This is a genomic window from Alkalicoccobacillus porphyridii (assembly GCF_007293315.1).
In the GTDB taxonomy this organism is placed as follows: domain Bacteria; phylum Bacillota; class Bacilli; order Bacillales; family Bacillaceae_D; genus Alkalicoccobacillus; species Alkalicoccobacillus porphyridii.
In genome coordinates this window covers 87,849-106,529 of record NZ_VLXZ01000003.1, presented here as the reverse complement: position 1 = coordinate 106,529, position 18,681 = coordinate 87,849, and the positions used below count along the sequence as shown (strand labels likewise).

Annotated in this window: 17 protein-coding genes and 1 pseudogene; 8 read left to right on the top strand and 10 right to left on the bottom strand. The window is 42.4% G+C overall.

What is annotated here, in order from left to right; translation table 11 throughout:
* Positions 1-13 precede the first annotated feature (13 nt).
* Genes FN960_RS05925 through FN960_RS05915 form a run of 3 tightly spaced genes read right to left on the bottom strand, consistent with a single transcriptional unit; the run spans position 14 to position 2,893 of the window.
* A complete protein-coding gene (locus tag FN960_RS05925; protein WP_143847775.1) occupies positions 14-727 on the bottom strand; it encodes a LutC/YkgG family protein in 714 nt (237 codons plus the stop codon).
* Complete coding sequence (locus tag FN960_RS05920; protein WP_143848056.1) at positions 708-2,153, bottom strand: LutB/LldF family L-lactate oxidation iron-sulfur protein; 1,446 nt, start codon at positions 2,151-2,153, stop codon at positions 708-710. The genes FN960_RS05925 and FN960_RS05920 overlap by 20 nt, the downstream gene beginning before the upstream one ends.
* Positions 2,154-2,167: 14 nt before the next feature.
* Positions 2,168-2,893: a (Fe-S)-binding protein gene (locus FN960_RS05915; RefSeq protein ID WP_143847774.1), complete on the bottom strand. Its 726-nt coding sequence runs from the start codon at positions 2,891-2,893 to the stop codon at positions 2,168-2,170.
* Positions 2,894-3,189: 296 nt separating this feature from the next.
* On the opposite strand from FN960_RS05915, the pseudogene FN960_RS24890 reads away from it, so the two are divergent.
* Positions 3,190-3,558: pseudogene (locus FN960_RS24890) on the top strand (PAS domain-containing protein); the annotation flags it as partial.
* Positions 3,559-3,603: 45 nt separating this feature from the next.
* Positions 3,604-4,095 (top strand): methyl-accepting chemotaxis protein, encoded by a 492-nt coding sequence (locus FN960_RS24885; protein WP_260681951.1) that lies wholly within the window; start codon positions 3,604-3,606, stop codon positions 4,093-4,095.
* 485 nt (positions 4,096-4,580) lie between these two features.
* Here the strand turns inward: FN960_RS24885 and FN960_RS05905 are convergent, their stop codons facing one another.
* Positions 4,581-5,411 (bottom strand): carbonic anhydrase, encoded by an 831-nt coding sequence (locus FN960_RS05905; protein WP_260681950.1) that lies wholly within the window; start codon positions 5,409-5,411, stop codon positions 4,581-4,583.
* Positions 5,412-5,775: 364 nt separating this feature from the next.
* On the opposite strand from FN960_RS05905, the gene FN960_RS05900 reads away from it, so the two are divergent.
* On the top strand, positions 5,776-6,579 hold the full coding sequence (locus FN960_RS05900) for a helix-turn-helix domain-containing protein (RefSeq protein ID WP_143847771.1): 804 nt from the start codon (positions 5,776-5,778) through the stop codon (positions 6,577-6,579).
* A gap of 119 nt (positions 6,580-6,698) precedes the next feature.
* On the opposite strand, the gene FN960_RS05895 is transcribed toward FN960_RS05900, so the two are convergent.
* The 6 genes from FN960_RS05895 to FN960_RS05870 all read right to left on the bottom strand — a co-directional run bounded on the left by FN960_RS05895 (position 6,699) and on the right by FN960_RS05870 (position 12,297).
* On the bottom strand, positions 6,699-7,979 hold the full coding sequence (locus FN960_RS05895; RefSeq protein ID WP_143847770.1) for a TRAP transporter large permease: 1,281 nt from the start codon (positions 7,977-7,979) through the stop codon (positions 6,699-6,701).
* A gap of 3 nt (positions 7,980-7,982) precedes the next feature.
* Entirely contained in the window at positions 7,983-8,486 is a 504-nt protein-coding gene (locus FN960_RS05890) for a TRAP transporter small permease (RefSeq protein ID WP_143847769.1), read from the bottom strand.
* A 20-nt stretch (positions 8,487-8,506) separates the two neighbouring features.
* On the bottom strand, positions 8,507-9,511 hold the full coding sequence (locus FN960_RS05885) for a TRAP transporter substrate-binding protein (RefSeq protein WP_143847768.1): 1,005 nt from the start codon (positions 9,509-9,511) through the stop codon (positions 8,507-8,509).
* 297 nt (positions 9,512-9,808) lie between these two features.
* Positions 9,809-10,984, bottom strand: coding sequence for an MFS transporter (locus tag FN960_RS05880; RefSeq protein ID WP_143847767.1), 1,176 nt, complete (start codon positions 10,982-10,984; stop codon positions 9,809-9,811).
* 136 nt (positions 10,985-11,120) lie between these two features.
* Positions 11,121-12,011, bottom strand: a complete 891-nt coding sequence (locus FN960_RS05875) for a manganese catalase family protein (protein WP_143847766.1) — start codon at positions 12,009-12,011, stop codon at positions 11,121-11,123.
* 73 nt (positions 12,012-12,084) lie between these two features.
* On the bottom strand, positions 12,085-12,297 hold the full coding sequence (locus FN960_RS05870) for a YuzF family protein (RefSeq protein ID WP_260681938.1): 213 nt from the start codon (positions 12,295-12,297) through the stop codon (positions 12,085-12,087).
* Between the two features lie 962 nt (positions 12,298-13,259).
* Between FN960_RS05870 and FN960_RS05865 the strand changes: the two genes are divergently transcribed.
* The 5 genes from FN960_RS05865 to FN960_RS05845 are packed head-to-tail and all read left to right on the top strand — an operon-like array spanning position 13,260 to position 18,673.
* Positions 13,260-14,411 (top strand): Gfo/Idh/MocA family protein, encoded by a 1,152-nt coding sequence (locus FN960_RS05865; RefSeq protein ID WP_143847765.1) that lies wholly within the window; start codon positions 13,260-13,262, stop codon positions 14,409-14,411.
* 10 nt (positions 14,412-14,421) lie between these two features.
* Entirely contained in the window at positions 14,422-15,600 is a 1,179-nt protein-coding gene (locus FN960_RS05860; RefSeq protein WP_143847764.1) for a dihydrodipicolinate synthase family protein, read from the top strand.
* Positions 15,597-16,418 carry a sugar phosphate isomerase/epimerase family protein gene (locus FN960_RS05855; protein ID WP_143847763.1) on the top strand — a complete coding sequence of 274 codons (822 nt, stop codon included), beginning with the start codon at positions 15,597-15,599 and terminating at the stop codon, positions 16,416-16,418. The genes FN960_RS05860 and FN960_RS05855 overlap by 4 nt, the downstream gene beginning before the upstream one ends.
* A gap of 24 nt (positions 16,419-16,442) precedes the next feature.
* On the top strand, positions 16,443-17,531 hold the full coding sequence (locus FN960_RS05850) for a Gfo/Idh/MocA family protein (RefSeq protein ID WP_221936793.1): 1,089 nt from the start codon (positions 16,443-16,445) through the stop codon (positions 17,529-17,531).
* A complete protein-coding gene (locus tag FN960_RS05845; RefSeq protein ID WP_143847762.1) occupies positions 17,528-18,673 on the top strand; it encodes a Gfo/Idh/MocA family protein in 1,146 nt (381 codons plus the stop codon). The genes FN960_RS05850 and FN960_RS05845 overlap by 4 nt, the downstream gene beginning before the upstream one ends.
* Positions 18,674-18,681: the final 8 nt, after the last annotated feature.

The window sequence follows — 18,681 nt, the reverse complement described above, 5'->3', positions numbered from 1 at the left end:
TCTCCATTTTATTTTACTTATCATCAACAAGAATATAGCAAGCACGAACAGGTCCGTGCAGACCAACCACAAGATTCATTTCAATGTCTGCGCTATTGCTTGGTCCAGAGACAAAATTGACACAGGAAGGAAATGGTTGATCCTCTTCGACAAGGTGGTGAAGCATTCTAGTGGCCTGACTGATACGCGGTACGAGAGTGCTTTTTGGGATGATCGCAATATATGACTTAGGCAAAAAGCTGACGGATCGACCTTTGCCATCATTATTTAATTGAGTCACCGTCGCTGATTCAGCTAGCGTCATATCTGAGAATGTAATGCCTACATCTGCTTTTTCTGCAAAGTTGATGTTTTCTTTTTCTTTTTCTGAATCCCAGATGTGGACGGGATGACCGTTTTTATGATGTTTATCAAAAAATGACTCAAGGCCAAATTCTTCAAATCTAGCATCATTCCAACGAATAACAGACGAAGCTTCATATTGCTCCAGCACCTTGTTTAATGTTTCTGGAAGCGTCTTAAGCGTGGCCATTTCAACTTGTGTATGAATCGCTAGACAGCGGTCTTTCAGCTGTTCCACTAGCTCGTCTTGAGACGAATTGGCTGAGACATCCCATTGCGGCTGTTTTTTCCACTTTGGTCGAGTGACTTCTTTTTTTCTCGGTCGTCCAAGGTTTTTTGCAATTTCATTTAAAAAGGTCTCTTGGTTAGTTTCTGTTGTTGTCATGTGTGCCAGCTCCCTCTTTGTTCGTCTTATACCACTTTCTAAAGGACTGGTCAGCAGGTGTAGGAAAGTCACGAATGTCCGTCCATGGCTTCATCGGACCAGGGCCGCGAACGATTTTCCCGTCCTTCACAAGGGGTTTCATCAGGCGTGGAGCAAGCTTTGCCCCAGTGCTCATGACCTTAGAAGAGCTCATTGCTAGGCCAAAACCTCTCATCGCAAGCTTTTCACCCCAGCCATTCATCTTCTCATCCTCCACAATTTTGCGACGATGCTCGATTAATAGATTATGAAGCGGTATCTTTACTGGACAAGCATCCGTACAGGCTACACAAAGGCTTGAAGCAAATGGAAGCTCTTTATTATCGTCATACCCGCCTAGCAATGGCGAAAGCACGGCTCCGATAGGACCAGGGTAAATAGAGCCGTAGGAATGTCCACCAATATGTCTGTAGATGGGGCAAACGTTAATGCAAGCCGCACATCGGATACACTGCAGAACCGATTGAAACTCTGTGCCGAGAATGGAAGAGCGACCGTTGTCGACCACAACCAAGTGAAATTCCTCGGGTCCGTCTGTTTCGCCATCACGTCGTGGACCTGTTAAACCAGTTACATAGCTTGTTAGGTTTTGCCCCACCGCGCTCCGGCAAAGCATTGTTACCATCACGTCGAGTTCTTCCCAGGTAGGCACAATTCGCTCCATACCCATGACCGAAATTTGTGTTTTCGGTAAATCTGCTGTCAGGTGTGCGTTTCCTTCATTTGTTACAAGGGCAATCGATCCAGATTCAGCTACTGCGAAATTACATCCTGTAATGCCAAGATCAGCTGTCAGAAATTCCTCTCTAAGCTGCTCTCGAGCAAATAATGCCAGCTCCTCGGGTGTGGATGTTCCCTGGTATTGACGCTTGGTTTCAAACGTATCGCGAATCTGATCTCGGTTTTTGTGAAGGGCGGGCGCTACAATATGAGAGGGTGGATCATGGTCATCTAGCTGCAAAATATATTCACCAAGATCAGACTCAATGACCTCGCAGCCAATCGATTCTAAGGCTCCGTTCATCCCGATTTCTTCCGTTACCATTGATTTTGACTTAATGATTTTCTTCGCTTTTTTCTTCTCAGCAACGCTTTTGATGTAATCATTTGCTTCTTGTGCGGTCTGGGCAAAGTAAATATGACCACCGTGCTTCGTGACATTGGTTGCGAGCTGTTCTAGGTAAAAGTCGAGATTCTCAAGAGTGTGCTGTCTAATTTCTTCGGCTTGTTCACGCCAGTCCTCCCAATTACCCAACTGATCAGACGAGCGCGTTTTGGCGTTTTTTAAGCGCTCCTGTGCAGAAACAACAGAGCCTCTCATAAATGAGTCGCCTAATCCTTTATTCACCCGGTCAAAAAATGGCTTGTCTCCAATTTTCATTGGCATCATTGGTTCCCCCTTTACGAGTGTTGTTGATTTAAAATTTCCGCAATGTGCTTTACTTGAACATTTTTTCCGAGGCGCTCTAAACGTCCACCGATATTCATTAAGCAGCCACAATCGGCACCGATCAACACCTCAGAGTTTGTTTCTTCAATGTGTGCAACCTTCTCATCAACCATTTGCTCTGAAATCGGTTTCATTTTTACAGAGAAAGTGCCTCCGAATCCGCAACAGGTCTCCTTGCCTGGCAGCTCAGTGTACTTTAATCCGTCTACATGCTTTAAAAGTTTCATCGGCGCTTCCTTTACGCCAAGCAATCGTGTCATATGACAGGAGGTATGATACGTAACCGAGGCGGGACACGTTGCACCTACATCCTCCACGCCTAGTACATCAACAAGAAATTGTGTGAACTCATAGGTTTTTGCTGCAAGCTCTTCGGATCGTTTTAACCAAATAGCTGTATCATCCTTAAATAAATGGGGGTATTCGTGAAGCATCGCTGCGCACGAGCCTGATGGAGCAACCACGTATTCTGAATGCTCAAAGGTACGAATCATACTTTTGGCAACTTCCTTTGTTTCCTTATGATAACCACTGTTATACGCCGGCTGCCCGCAACAGGTTTGGCTAACAGGGAAATCGACTTCACAGCCCTGACGCTCTAGCACTTCTATTACGTCCTTGCCAACGTTCGGGTAGAACACATCGGCCAAGCAGGTAATAAATAAGGACACCTTCATTTCACTCACTCCATTTCATCATATGGTCAGACCATTAGATAGTATCTATATTATAAACATGGACAGATGGGAGTTCAATGATAGAACAAGAGATCCGAAAGCAATAGGTTTTGTCTGTAATCTAAGGGGTATATAATTAGGACTTAAGTAATGATTACTAATTGGGCAAAAAGTAATCTTTCTGCTTTTTTATTACGTTACCTATATAGAGGCTGAATGGAGAGTCTTAGTCGATAAACTAAATAGATAATTGAAGCACATTTTGCGAATGTGAACCAATTAACGGAGGATATGAAATGAAGCATGCAGTAGATCAGGTAATGGACGCACAGGTAGTTAAGGCAATAGAAAGGAATGTGGCACTCATCAGGTTTGACACAGATTTGCGCGTAGCCTATGTAAATAGATTGTTCGCGCAAACAATGGGGTACACAGTCGATGAAATGATAGGTATGTATCACAAACAGTTCTGTTTTCCTGAATTTCATAGCAGCATTGAGTACGAGCGCTTCTGGCAACATCTCTTATCAGGAAATAGCTTTCAGGATAAAATTAAGAGAATGGATGCTAGGGGGAATGTTGTTTGGCTCGAGGCCACATATATGTCGATTTTTAATGATGAGGGGAAGGTAGTAGGGGTTTCTAAAATTGCTACGAATATCACAAATAGACAGCAGAACATTACATCCTTGGCCGGTAATTTGCAAGAGATGTCTGAGAGACTAAACGAAAGAGCAGAAACAGGTATAGATCGCAGTCAAACCCTTTTATCGACTATTAATCAAATGACTGAGCTGTCATCAAAAAATGCAGGCACGTTAACAGGACTTCAGGAAAAAGCTAATGCTATTCAAGGAATTACTCAGACAATAAAGGGGTTTGCTTCGCAGACGAATTTGCTTGCACTGAACGCAGCGATTGAGGCTGCTCGAGCTGGTGAACATGGTAGAGGGTTTGATGTGGTGGCCAAAGAAGTACGGAAGTTGTCTAAACAAATAGAGGACTCAATTATGGAAATTCGAGAGAGCATTGATTCGATGACAAAGGAAGTGAATGTCATTTCTGATGGAACTATCAAGGTCAAAGATCATACCGTTGAAAACCAAAAGCAAATCCACGTTACCCTAAAAGATTTCGAAACCATTTCTACAGATGCGTCTAATCTTGATAAAGAAGCACAGAAATTCAAAGCGACTATTTAAGATATAAGAGGCTATGATACTAATAAATAGATAAATCAATTGGATGGGGCAGAAGGATGATAATTAATAAAAAAGCTGAAGAATGTTGGAGTCTCTCCATTCATTGTTCAGCTTTATGATTGTATAAAAAATAAAAGAGTGTGGATGTCGCTTCGGCTGCCGCTGCCGAAAATGGGGGCACGCTTACAGCGGGAAGGTAATGAGCTAACCGACTTCGTCGATTTATCTCATTGAACCTTTTCATATCGCAGGTGTCGGCCCTCCATTTTCGTCCGCTTGGTGAGTGGCGTGCGTCATGGATATCAGAGATGTCTCACGCAGAGTCTAGACAACCTTTCTACGAGGCAGACCGACAGCGATGTGGCGCTTTTTCAACTTTATGAAATAGGAAGTTCACGTGGAAACCGGCCCATTCTTAGCGGCCCTGTTCGTCTTTTTATCTGTAAAATATAGTTCTGCCCCAGCCATTGCTATGTCTTAGTCTCTTAATAATGATAGCCAATCTCTCTATTACCTATCTCTTGAATGGGGCGATAGTTATTTGGATAGAGGTCTTGAAACGCTTGGATCTGTTCTGCTGACATGGTGATGGAGGCATTGCTGACACTCCATCTTACGCCTTCTGAACAGGGAGGCGTCGTAAGAGAACCATCATATTGAAAAGTAGATAGATCAGTAGGCACGATCCCTGATGGATGAAGTGAAATGGTTTCTTCTGCTTCCCCTTTTTCATCAGGCATCACGTCCCACATGTTTGCTAGCGTCTCGTTTGTGTCTCCTTCCTCAATTAGAACACCTAATACTGCCAAATTATTATTTTTATCTTGATGAACGAAATGAACTTCTAACTCATAATAATCATTGTTTAAGGTGTGTTCACTTGGTGAATGGAAATGAAACTGAACTAACTTATAAACTGTTCCATTTAACGTCAACTTATTTGAAGTATGATCATCTACATTTGCCTGGATCGTGTGGCCATTGTTTTCTATTGAGAATTCTGTTTCATTATAGTCAAGATCGATGGACCATTTATCTTCCTCTAATAGCTTTTCCCTATGCAAGCCAATGGGGGATTGTTCCTCTCCATGCGTACACGCTTTAAATTCCTCATCTAGATCTGCCCAGAATTCAGGACCCGTTGAGCCGGAATATGACCACGTATCTTTTTCTTGAGTATCTAGCATTATTTGCAAGGATTCATAATGATATAGGGATTGAGTAGGTTCGGCCTGTGCAAGGAGAGGAGTGGTGCTCATTGTGCTACTTGATATTAAAAATGTAGCGCTCAATGATAGTTTTCTAACCGTCTTCATTTTTGGCAATGTGTATTCCTCCAATAAATAGTGTACGTCCAATTATAATGGTCATGTTCTATAAAACTAGTAGGTATGAGGATTTCCCAACCTTCCAGGTAATATGGTAAATGCCAAGATGGCCTACTATTCTGTGTCCGGTTGAACTCTTAGCAGTGTAGAGTAATCTTTACAAACTCAACGACATCATTGTGCTTTTTATAAATATTTTATCTTCCATTCATCGTTCCTTATTAATCATCCACACATTTTAAAGGACCACATTCTAAAAGCACCGATACGTTAGCACATACGATGACGCTTTCACTTCCCTGCCTGATCATATATGATGTAAATAGAGAATCAGGCAGAGGAGTGAGTGGTCATGGCGCAGGAGCAGGAAGTCATTCTTTACGAAAGTAAGCATCAGGAAAAAGACTTTGTTCAGCCCCACTCTCATCATACACATCAGATTCTTTATGTGCTAAATGGGCAGGGCAGATGCAGGCTTAATCATGAAGAATTTACTCTGAAGCCAGACAGCATGATGGTTATTCCACCTGGAACAGAACACTCCATTTTAGCAGCGTCGACGATGACGGTGCTTATTTTGGAATTCTCGCAAGTGCTTCTTGATACAGATAGCCAAAAGTCGCTCATCAAACCGGTGTTCTCAGAGGCTAAAGTTTGGAGCCTCACTCTCTTTTCTAGCAGTGAAATCCGCCAACTACTTAGAAAAATGCTGTATGAACAATCCCAAAAAAATGCTGAATATCAGCTTGGAATCAAACTCCTGCTGAGTCAGCTTCTATTTATCCTGATGCGTACGAATCAATCCGCTGTACAACCGGATTCAAATACCTTGCGCTCAGGCTGGTTAAAGGAATACATTGACTCAAACTTCTATCAAATTACCAGCATTGAAGAAATGGCCGGGAAAATGGGCATCAGCTCTCGTTACATGAATCAGATGTTTACGGAAGTCTTTGACCAAACGCCGATGCGTTATTTAACAGAAGTTCGTTTAACCCGCGTCAAAAAAATGCTGGTTGAGACGGATCTGGACATTGTTACGATTTGTTTTGAAGTCGGGTTTGAATCTCTTTCTACCTTTTATCGTGTGTTTAAAAAACAGGTGGGCGTGCCTCCGAATCGGTATAGGACGGCGTACGTGGAGAAGAAGCTTTAGAAATAAGAGGAGAACGTTTTTATGCATAAGAAAAAAAGGACGATCCACATTGGGTTACGTTAAACCCAAGTGACGTCCTTTTTTGTTAAAGCTATTTTAATTAAGAAGAAAAGGTATATCTAAACAGCGAGTCGTTCTGGTAGAAATAAAACTAAATCACTCCAGAATGTAATCATGAGTAGCACAATAATCATAACAAAATAGAAGGGGAGCAGCGCTTTCAGGGATTTCTCCATAGGTATTTTTGCAATCGCTGCTCCTACAAACAGGCAGGCTCCCACCGGTGGCGTAATTAATCCTATAGAAAGGTTAAGCATGAGGATGATGCCAAAGTGCACAGGGTCCATGCCTAAATCAAGAACAATTGGTAAAAAGATTGGAGTCGCAATTAATATAAGAGGCGCCATATCCATGATTGTCCCTAAAAGAAGTAAGATTAAGTTTATAAGAAGTAAGGTTACAAAATCATTTGGCGAAATGGCCAAAAGGGAGTCGGATACATAACTTGGTACTCTAAGCAGCGCAAGCAACCAACCAAAGCCCGAAGATGCAGCAATTAGAAACAGGATCATAGATAGGGTTTTGAATGTCCGTTGTAGTACATTTCTCATGTTTCTAAGTGGGACATCACGATACACAAAAAATGAAATAATAAACGCATAGATCGCGCCAATGGCTGCCGATTCTGTGGCAGTAAAGATCCCGCTAATAATACCCCCAATAATAATGACAGCTGTGAGGAGGCCGAGCACGCCCTCTTTTAAAACACCTGGGACGTCTTCTTTTTTCATTGGTTCACTTGTAGGATAGTTGCGCTTTACGGCGATTATGTAAGCTGTAATCATTAAAGCCACGGCTAATAATAACCCAGGAAGAACACCGCCCATAAATAACGCACTAATTGACACACCACCTGCTGCGGTGGAATAAATGATCATATTATGACTTGGTGGTAAGATCACCCCTTGTGCTGAACTTGATACAGTGACTGCAACGGTGTAGTCATCATCATAGCCTTTCTTTTTCATCATAGGAATTAACACTGAACCAGTTGAAGAAACGTCTGCCACGGCTGAACCAGATATGCCTCCAAAAAAGGTACTGGAAATGACATTTACTAATGCAAGCCCGCCGCGGATCTTGCCGACTACTAGGTTCGACAAATTAATTAGCCGCCGTGAGATCCCTCCCTCATTCATAATTTCACCTGCTAGGATGAAAAAGGGGATGGCCAGAAGTGAAAAGGAATCTAAACCACCAACCATGCGTTGAATAATCGCTTCTAAAGGGATTCCGATTGAGAACGCAGTTAATAGTGACGAAATAACGAGGGCAAGCGCCACAGGGACCCGAAATATTAATAGAAGTAAAAAGCTTAGTAACAATATAGCAATCTCCATTATCTATTCCTCCTTTTTTGCCAAGATGTCTCCACCAGCTTGCTCTTCCTTGTTAATAAGGCTAATCAAGCCGTAGAACAGCATTAGTGCTCCGGCGATAGGAACAACTAAATATCTGATGCCAGTAGGAATGTTTAGACCGGGCAAGTTACTTCCCATGCTGGCAAAGGCAAAATTCAACCCGTACAACAGAAAGAAGCCGCCAACAGCTATGACTAAAATGGAGTTGAAGATTCGTATAAAGGGTTTAATAGACTCTGGCAGATAACTGTAAAAGATATCCACGCTAATATGTGTTCGTTCCTTGAAACCATAGGCAATCCCAAATATTCCGACCCAGATAAATAGAAAGATGCCAAAGGATTCAGCCCAAGTAGGTGCCGCATTTAAAATAACTCGGGCAAAAACCTGGTAGGAGATAACTAGAACCATTAAAGCAAGCATGACAATAACAAGGTGTTCAATGGCCTTATTTATTAAATCACGAAAAGAAATCAATATCTTCATCTAATACCTCCCTACATGTCTCACGATTGTGCAGCCTCAATTCTGTCTATCCATTCTTGAAATTGTCCACCGTATTGGTCGTAAACAGGCTGAACGGTTTCTCGCCATTCTGAAAAATCATCTATTTCAACAATGTTCACTCGATCTTCTATATGCTCTAATGCTTCTTGTTCAAGCTCATCCCACGCCTCACGTTGGACATCAGATGCCTCTTCGGCAGCTTCTACTAAAATGTTCTGATCTTCCTCACTCATCCCATCAAACAATTCCTTTGAGATAAGAAGTACTTCAGGAGTGAGCCCATGAGCATTAAGAGACAAGTGATTGGCCACTTCAAAATGATTGGTTGTATAAAAGCTTGGAAAGTTATTTTCTGCACCATCTACAACACCTGTTTGTAATGCGGAATACACTTCACTAAATGACATCGTTGAGGCAGTTGCTCCCAATGCTTCTACCATAGATATCATCACTTGTGATTCTTGCACCCTTATTTGCAAGCCTTGTAAATCCTCAGGAGATTCAATAGGTTTTTTCGTATTGTAAATATGCCGACTGCCACTATCATAAAATGTTAACCCCTGATAACCTGCTTCATGTAAGCTGTCAAGAAGGTCGTCGCCAATGTCAGACTTAAGCACATTCCACATAGCTTCTTCACTTTCAAACAAGTACGGCATCGATAATACTCCAATGGTAGTCGCGAATTCAGACAATGTACTTGCGTTTGATCTCGCCATTCCAATGGAACCGATTTGTACGTGTTCTAACGAGCTTCGTTCATCCCCAATTTGGCCTCCTGAATAGATGTCAATCGTAATACGGCCGTTTGTGCGCTCTTCTACAATTTCTGCAAAAGCAAGGTTTCCTGCCATAGTAGGGTAATCCTCAGGCTGGTTTTCACCTAATCGAATTAAATAGGTATCTTCATCGGTCGACTGATTGGAGAGTACCGATGCCTGTTCACATGCTGTTACGAGGAGAGCAACGCTGATGATTGACACAGTCGCTACTGTTTTTCTCATCTCAAAACCCCCTAAAATCTATGTATCTACTAATTTCCTCTTTACTAACAAAGGTGGAATCTATATGGATGCACGGTGTCATTGTAAGCGATTGCAATTTATCTTACAAGTAATAGAAGATTACTAGGGGTTTTTCTAAATTGCTTTAAAGGGCGAAGGAGACTGTTTTTTTAAGTGAAAAGTAAGAAAAATAAATTTTTTGAGTTTTCAACGTTTCGCTAAAAAAGAACCTCGTCCACAGTTGGAAAGAGGTTCTCTCTAATAATAATTTTTCATGTTGCTTTTTAATTCACTCTCTTATTCATACAATGACTTATCTTCAACTCTATGAGTAAGCAATGTTAACAAAAAGCCTAGAGTTATTAGACTGGCAGCAACAAAAGTGACGATGACATAGCTCGCACTAAGATCTAAAATCAATGTACCTAAAAAGGCCCCAATCGCATTAGCTAAATTAAATACAGATGCGGCTACAGTTCCAGATAAAGAAGGAGCCTCTCTTGCAGCAATGATAATTTTTGAGTTTAAGAGTGGAGTGGTTCCAAATGTTCCTGCCCCAAATAGAAAGCAGACGATAAACGCCGTGACAGAAAATTGTAATAGGTATGTGAACGTTACAAGAATGACTGCAAGTACTGCAAGTGCAGCCATTAGTCGTTCTGTTAATAATTTTGGAACAACACGCCCGGAAATAAAGTTACCGATGACCGCGCCAAGCCCAAAGCAAAAGAGGGCAGCGGTGATACCTGTTACATCAAAGCCCGCAAATAATCTCAGCATTGGTTCTTTGAAGGTGTAGGCAGTGAATACACCAGAGAAGCCGAATACAATAATGGCAATGACAAGTAACACGCTTTTATTTTTAAACATACCTAATTCTTTCCGTAGATTAGGTGTATCAATAGGTCTGTGATTTGGTGTAGTTAAGATAATACCAACAAAAGCAATGACTCCGATCAAAACAATAAACCAGAAGACATATCTCCAATCAAACATGCCTCCTAAAAAGGAACCAAATGGAACACCAATCATAATAGCAATCGTTAACCCGCCCTGTACGGCGGCAATTGCAGCTGTCCGTTTCTCTGGGGTGGAAATGCTGACCGCAACAGCCATACTTAAGCCAAAGAAGGGTGCATGCATCGTAGCAGAAAGCAGTCTAGATACAAGTAGCATCTCAAAATTAGGTGCGGTAGCAGCAATGATATTACTGGCAACAAAAATCCCCATAAAAATAATTAAGAGTGTTTTGGTTGGGAACTTAATCGTAATCATTCTCAGGATTGGTCCAAACACTGCAACACCTAAGGCATACACGCTAAGTAGTAACCCTGTTGTTGAGATGGGTACATCCAAATCCATAGAGAATTGAGTCAACAGTCCCGTAACAACATACTCAGTCATTCCAATAGCAAATGTTGAAATCATGAATATAGCCAAAACAATGGGTCTTGAAGCTTGTAAACGATTCATTTCATCACCCCTATTCATACGCTTTATTTCTAGCACAAGCGGTTATAATAAAACATTATTCGGGCCATGTCTAGCCTTTTTACCTAAAGTTAATACAAAAAAGCTAGAGAGTGGCAAAGCCGCTCTCTAGCTATGATCACATATTCTCTTTTAGACGTTGCAGTATTTTCTGATAATCATCAGGGTCCACACCTGGTGCAAACATTTCCGGCCGTTCTTCTAAATCAGGGATAGGAGCCCCCTCTGGCACACCATCTATGACACGAAGAGGTTCTTTTGTCTCGGGGTTCTCGCCTTTCCAAATTTGGCGGATGTCTCGATATTCAGGCTCTCCCCATGTATAGAGTACATTGTATAAGCCCTGTTCAATAAATTTATTGGCTGCATCAAATTTTGTATTATCGGGAAACGGTACAGGAAGCATTTGACCTATATCTACTCCAGTTGCTACTTTTATTGCTTTCGCATAGGCGATAATGTGCGTTCCGCCTCTCACTAATAAATACCCGCACAATTCTCTTACAGTCGGATTGGCAGACATCTCATAAACGCGCATTTTGTGATTACGGGCACCAATTTCTAACGTGTAATTATGAAGGAGATCCTCAACTAACGCTCCACTATTGTTTACAAACGTGCCGTTCCAAGGTCTCCCCATCCCATCTCCCGGGAATGCAGTGTGCGCTGTCGTAGTGTAGTGAGTGGTGTATTTATCATCTTTACCATTTTGAAGGGGTGCGGTGTCTGGATCTCCAGCAAATGTTGTTCCATACGACACGAGGTTGATCGCATTAGCCACAAGTTCAACATGACCAAATTCTTCTGCTGTAATACTAGCTATTAAATCGTAAAAGGGTTTGTATTTAGATTTTCCTCTGAAATTAAAGGATTGAAACATATAATTATTTAACGTGGACATTTCACCAAACTTCCCACCTAACAATTCTTGAACGGCAGCGGCAGCATTTGCATCACCATGCTCGGGTCTTGGAAGCTCGATTTGCAACTTGTTGATGCGTTTTATCATAAGACAGTTCCCTCCGTTCCATAATGAGTACGGTGAAGTATATGCAAGTGAATGGATGTCTTATCTGCTCATATTATTTTGCCGGAAAAAACCAGATAATCTGCTGAGTCCGCACAAAAAAAGGTGTGCCACCCATCTCAATAACTAAGTGATCAGGCTGCACATCAAGTAATGTTCCTCTTACTCCACCACGAGTCGTTTGCACTTCCACCAGTTTGTTTAAATACTCCGAAACAGCACTATACAAATACGGGTCAGTTAATGTCCATTCTAGTTGTTCATCCACTACCATCATCCTTTCTTCAATTTAATCTTAGGAAGTATATGCAATAAACACAGAAAAGAAAACCGAATGTTGTTTAGAGTTCATATTAGAAAAAAATACCGGCTCATGATTTGGTTCTTCGGCTGCCACTACCAAAAGATTGGGGCACGCTTAACGCGGGGAGGTAATGAGCTAACCTGGCTTAAGGAGCTCATGAACCGCTACAGGGGAAAACTTCGCTTTCCACGGGAACGGCCTCAGCCCTTGAAGTGGAAGTGCACCACTTCAATGTCTTCAGACGCGTTCTGTTCCGTAGGAGTCTACGTTTTCTCCTTCCGCTCTGTTGACCAATCAGATAATTGACCAACATTCCTATTTAAGTGGATGGGCTGCGCTTACTGGCTTTCGCGCACGCACTCCGCTTTTTGCGCATCCCATGATGATTTTCGCTCACTGGCTTGATATTTCCGCGCATTTTCCATCCGTGGGGGGTGGTGGATTGACCGTGCTTCCCGACTTCTGCTCAATGTAATTTCTGCACTTTGCGATGTATTCGGCTTATTTCGGATGAATTTCAATTTCCTCCCGGAGGACCTATCATTCCCGATAACCTTTTGAACTTCTTGTATAGGAAAATATGTAAACTCTACGTGTTAAACTCTCTTCTTGATGGCTAACACTCACCGAGCGGACGAAAATGGAGGGCCGACACCTGCGGGATGAAAAGGTTCAATGAGATAAATCGACGAAGTCGGGTTAGCTCATTACCTTCCCGCGGTAAGCGTGCCCCCATTTTCGGGAGCGGCGGCGCAGAAATTTCACACAGATACCCTCCAATTCCTACATTTATGCAAGCAGAGTATTCCTTTATGACTTTTTCATTCTATTTCCGAAATTGAGAATTTTTCACCTGATCTAATAAGATTTATGTATGCGCTTTATTTATGATAGAGACAGATTAAACGTTGAGAGGGGATAGATTGATGGCAACTCATAAAATTGGGATTATCATGAATGGTGTAACAGGTAGAATGGGAACGAATCAACATTTAATTCGTTCAATCGTAGCAATTCGTTCAGAGGGTGGCGTCAAGCTAGCAAATGGAGATGTACTTTATCCTGATCCTATCCTTGTTGGACGGAATGAGGCAAAACTCCAAGCGCTTGCTGATGCTCATGGGATTGAGCGCATTGGCACCGACCTTGAAGCTGCGTTAGCTGATGATCATAACGTCATTTATTTTGACTCACAAACAACGGTCCGTCGTGCTGAAGGCATTAAACAAGCGATTGCAGCTGGCAAACATATTTACTGTGAAAAACCAACGGCAACAAGTGTTGAAGGCTCTTTGGAACTCGCAAGATTGGCTCAAGAAGCAGGCGTGAAAAACGGTGTTGTCCAAGATAAATTATTCCTTCCTGGTTTATTAAAGCTTAAGCGGTTAATTGACAGTGGTTACTTTGGAGAGATTCTTTCTGTAAAGCTAGACTTTGGATACTGGGTATTTGAAGGGGACTGGCAGGAAGGTCAACGTCCGAGCTGGAACTATAGAGAAGAAGACGGCGGCGGAATTATTGTCGATATGTTTGCTCACTGGCGTTATGTCATTGACAACTTGTTTGGCGAAATTAAATCCCTAACTTGCTTAGGAGCAACACATATTAATAGCCGTGTAGATGAAAATGGGGAAACCTATAAAGCGACTGCTGACGATGCAGCCTATGCGATTTTTGAACTGCAGAATGGTGCCGTAATTCAAGCCAATTCTTCATGGGTAACACGTGTAGACCGTGATGACCTATTAACCATTCAAGTAGACGGTAAGTTAGGTAGTGCAGTGGCTGGACTGCGTGACTGCAAAACGCAGCATCGCGTGCAGACTCCGCGTCCAACCTGGAACCCAGATATTCCAAACCCGTTTGATTTCCAAGAGCAATGGGAGCAAGTTCCAGAAAATGAAACCTACGATAATGGCTTTAAAATTCAATGGGAATTATTCCTGAAGCATATCCATCAAGATGATGCATTTCCTTGGGATCTACTTGAAGGTGCAAAAGGCACTCAACTTTCAGACTTAGGTCTAGAAGCATGGCATGGTCGTAAATGGGTAGATGTACCAGAATTAAATCTATAGGAGGCGTATGATGGGATACTCGATTAAACTTCCAACAGAAGATCGTACAGTTGAAACGTATGAATTAAAAGGGTCACCATCTGCGTTTAGTGGTGCGGGGGGTTTTTCCTCCCGTACAGCTTATTCTGCAGCGCATGTAGTGGCAGACCCACTTTCCTCTAGTCATCCTGTTCTTGGTGGAGACATTGACTGGGAAAGAACATTACATTACCGCAGACATCTGTGGTCGCTTGGTTTTGGTGTAGCAGAAGCGATGGATACCGCGCAGCGTGGCATGGGTCTGTCTTGGGAAAGTGCACAGGAGTTAATTAAGCAATCCTCTCTTGAAGCAAAAAAAGTAGGAGGGTTAATTGCCGCTGGCGCGGGTACAGATCATTTAGATTTAAGCGTAGAACACTCATTAGATGATATTATTCGAGCCTATACAGAACAGTGTGAATTTGTAGAGGCTCAAGACAGTGGCATTATTTTAATGGCTAGTCGCGCCTTAGCCAAAGCAGCAAAAAAACCAGAAGACTATGGTCATGTGTATGGACAAATCTTAGGTCAAACAGCCAAGCCTGTTATTCTACACTGGTTAGGGCCGATGTTTGATCCAGCACTGCAAGGTTACTGGGGCGAAGAAGACTATGATCTAGCAATGGATGTTTGCTTGGAACTGATTCACAAAAATCAGGAAAAAGTAGATGGTATTAAAATTTCACTGCTTGATAAAGACAAAGAGATCAAGATGCGTCGTTTACTACCTGATTCCGTTCGGATGTATACAGGTGATGACTTTAACTATCCAGAGTTAATTGCTGGTGATGATCAGGGATACAGTCACGCGCTCCTTGGAATTTTCGACGCAATTGCTCCTGCAGCTGCACACGCCCTGCAGGCTCTAGATCAAAATGATCTTGAAACGTATCAACGTGTATTAGAGCCAACGGTAGCGTTAAGCCGTCATATTTTTCAAACGCCAACCTATGCCTACAAAACAGGGATTGTCTTTATGGCCTATCTAAATGGGCATCAGTCCCATTTTAAAATGATTGGTGGAGCAGAGGGGACTCGTTCCATACAACATTTGACACAATTATTTAAGCTTATGGATGAAGCGAACCTCATTGAGAATCCAGAGTTAGCAGTGAAACGAATGAGTTTAGTATTGCAGCTTGCTGGAATTGAACAGGAGGTACGTGTATGAGTGGTCAAGCAGAATTAAGTAGACTAAGTCTGAATCAGATAACTACAGAAAATTGGTCTTTATCTGAAGCGATAGATGGCTGTGAACGAAATGAAGTACCATGGATTTCAATCTGGCGTCATAAGCTTGCAGAGTATGGAATGAAGGAAACGGTCACCCATTTAAAGAATAGTGGGATTAAGGTTTCAAGCCTTTGCCGTGGGGGGATGTTTCCGGCATCGACTCAGGAAGAGCGTAACATTCGAATTGAAGACAATAAGCGTGCAATTGAAGAAGCAGCAGAATTAAATACGGATACGCTGGTGCTTGTATGCGGTCCATCTCCAGATAAGGATATTACGCAGGCACGAAAATGGGTTCAAGAAGGAATAGAAGCGATTATTCCTTACGCAGAGCAGCACGGAATTAAGCTTGGCATTGAGCCACTACATCCGATGTACGCTGCTGATCGTTCGGTTATTAATACGTTAGGCCAGGCTAATTCTCTTGTGAAGTACTATCAATCTGAGCAGGTTGGCGTTGTCATTGATGCCTTTCATGTATGGTGGGATCCACAATTAGCGCAAGACATTGAAACGGCAAGAGGTAGCATTCTAGGATTCCATGTTTCGGATTGGAAGGTGCCCATCTATGATATGTTTAAAGGGCGCTCAATGATGGGAGACGGGGTCATTGATTTACATGGCATGCGTAAACAGGTTGAAGCAGCTGGATACGCTGGCCCAATAGAAGTAGAAATTATGAACCAAGAATTATGGGATCGGCCTGGGGATGAAGTTCTCCAACTAATGAAAGAACGATATTTAGAGCACGTATAAGCACTAAGTAGGAGAGGGTATTAGATGGGTGTTCGGGAAACCATTGATGAGATCTTTCAATCAATCGATACGAATCGTCAAATCAGAGAACCTTTTTCTTTTTCGGTGATTGGAATGGATCATCCACATATTTTTGGTATGGTGGAGGGGTTATGCCAAGCAGGCGCAACCCTTCACCATGTGTATGATCGTGATAAGGAAAAACAAAAACGGCTGTTAGAAGCTTATTCTACTGCTATTGCGGCTGAGTCGGCTGAGCAGGTGTTAGAAGATTCATCAGACATGATTGCCACCAGTATCATACCTGCACAAAGGGCCAGGCTTGGTTTGCAAGTTCTTGCTCATGATAAGCATTTTTTCTCAGCAAAAGCAGGTTTTACAACAAAGGAACAGGTTCAACAGGCTAGAGTAGCCAAGAAGGCAACAAACAAAAAATGGTCGATCTTCTTTGGGGAACGTCTTGGAGTCGAATCGGCGATGCTCGCGCAATATATTGTTGAAAGAGGCCTTATTGGCAAGGTGTTTCAAGTGACAGGATCCGGGCCGCATCGACTTAAAAAAGAAACACGCGAGGCATGGTTTTTTGATCCTGTGCAAAACGGGGGCATCTTAACAGATATCGCCAGCCATCAGATGGATCAATTCCTTATTTATTCTGGTGCAACGGACGCCAAGGTGCTTCATAGTAAAACAGCTAATTATCAGCATCCTGAGTACGGTAACTGGGAGGATTTTGGCGATGCCACCCTATTAGGTAATAATGGTGCGACTCAGTATGTGCGGGTAGATTGGTTTACACCAGATGGCTTACCAACATGGGGAGACGGACGAACGGTTATCTTTGGAACCGATGGATACATTGAATTAAGAAAATATCTTGATGTAGGCCGTACTACAGAACGAGATCACCTATATATCGTGACACAGTCAGAGGAGCTTTACGTTCCGGTTAGTGGACGCGTAGGGAAACCATATTTTTATGAGCTACTTATAGATTGTCAGAACGGTACGGACCATGCCATGACACAAGAACATGTGTTTAAGGTGTCTGAACTGGCAATAGAGGCTCAGGAGCAAGCTGTGCGTTTAAAGGGCTGGGAGGGAAGTACATGAGCAAAGAGGAACAGGTTCACGTTGTGTTAATTGGAATTAATGGATATGGAGAAAGTTACTTACGGTCGTTACTTGATCGCGAAGATGCCTCAATAATAGGTGTTGTTGAAATTGCCGCTGAAAAGAGTGGTTTATTTGACGTTCTTCAGAAGAAATCCATTCCAATCTATCATACAATTGAAGCATTTTATGAACATCACGAAGCTGATCTTGCCATCATTTCGACTCCGATACAATTCCATACGAATCAATCCATGTATGCAATGGAGCATGGAAGCCACGTATTATGTGAAAAGCCTTTGACGGGTGACCCGAGCGATCTTCCTATTTGGAAAGAAACAGCGGAGAAGACAGGGAAGTGGGCAGCGATTGGTTTTAACTGGTCATTCACTGAGTCTATTCAAGCGCTTAAGCGGGACATTATGGAAGGAGTTTTTGGCCAAGCCATTCAATTAAAAACGTTGGTTCTTTGGCCACGGACGGAGGATTATTTTAACCGCTCGGCATGGGCGGGTAGACAGCTCAGTCCAACTGGAGAATTAATTATGGACAGTATAGCAAACAATGCAACGGCTCACTTCCTTCACAATATGTTTTATGTCTTAGGTGAGCAAATTGAAACAAGTATTGAAGTCAATCATGTGGATGCCCAGCTGTATCGAGTTAATGAGATTGAAACCTTTGACACCTGTTTAGTGAAGATGAAAACTGTCAAAGGAGCAGAGCTGTTATTCCTTGCCTCGCATGCTGTAGTAGATAACGAAGGGCCGATTTTTCAATATGAGTTTGAAAAGGGAACGGTAACCTTTAATACGCAGGATGAGATACCAACGATACTAGCTAAATTTAAAGATGGCGCTACAAAGGATTACGGAAACCCTCATGTGCCACATGTAGATAAGCTTAATTGGTGTATTGATGCGGTTAAAAGATCTGGGGGGGCACCACCATGTGATTTTGAGACTGCCGCAACGCATGTTCACGTGTTGGGGGAAATCAATAGCAAGCTTGATCAAGTCCGGTCATTTCCAGAAGAGCACAGGAAGTTTGATCAGGAAACAAAGCTTAGGTATGTGGACAACGTTCGTGATGTATTAACAGATGCTTATCAAAAAGGAGCTATACCGAATCCGGCATTTTAAAAGGATTG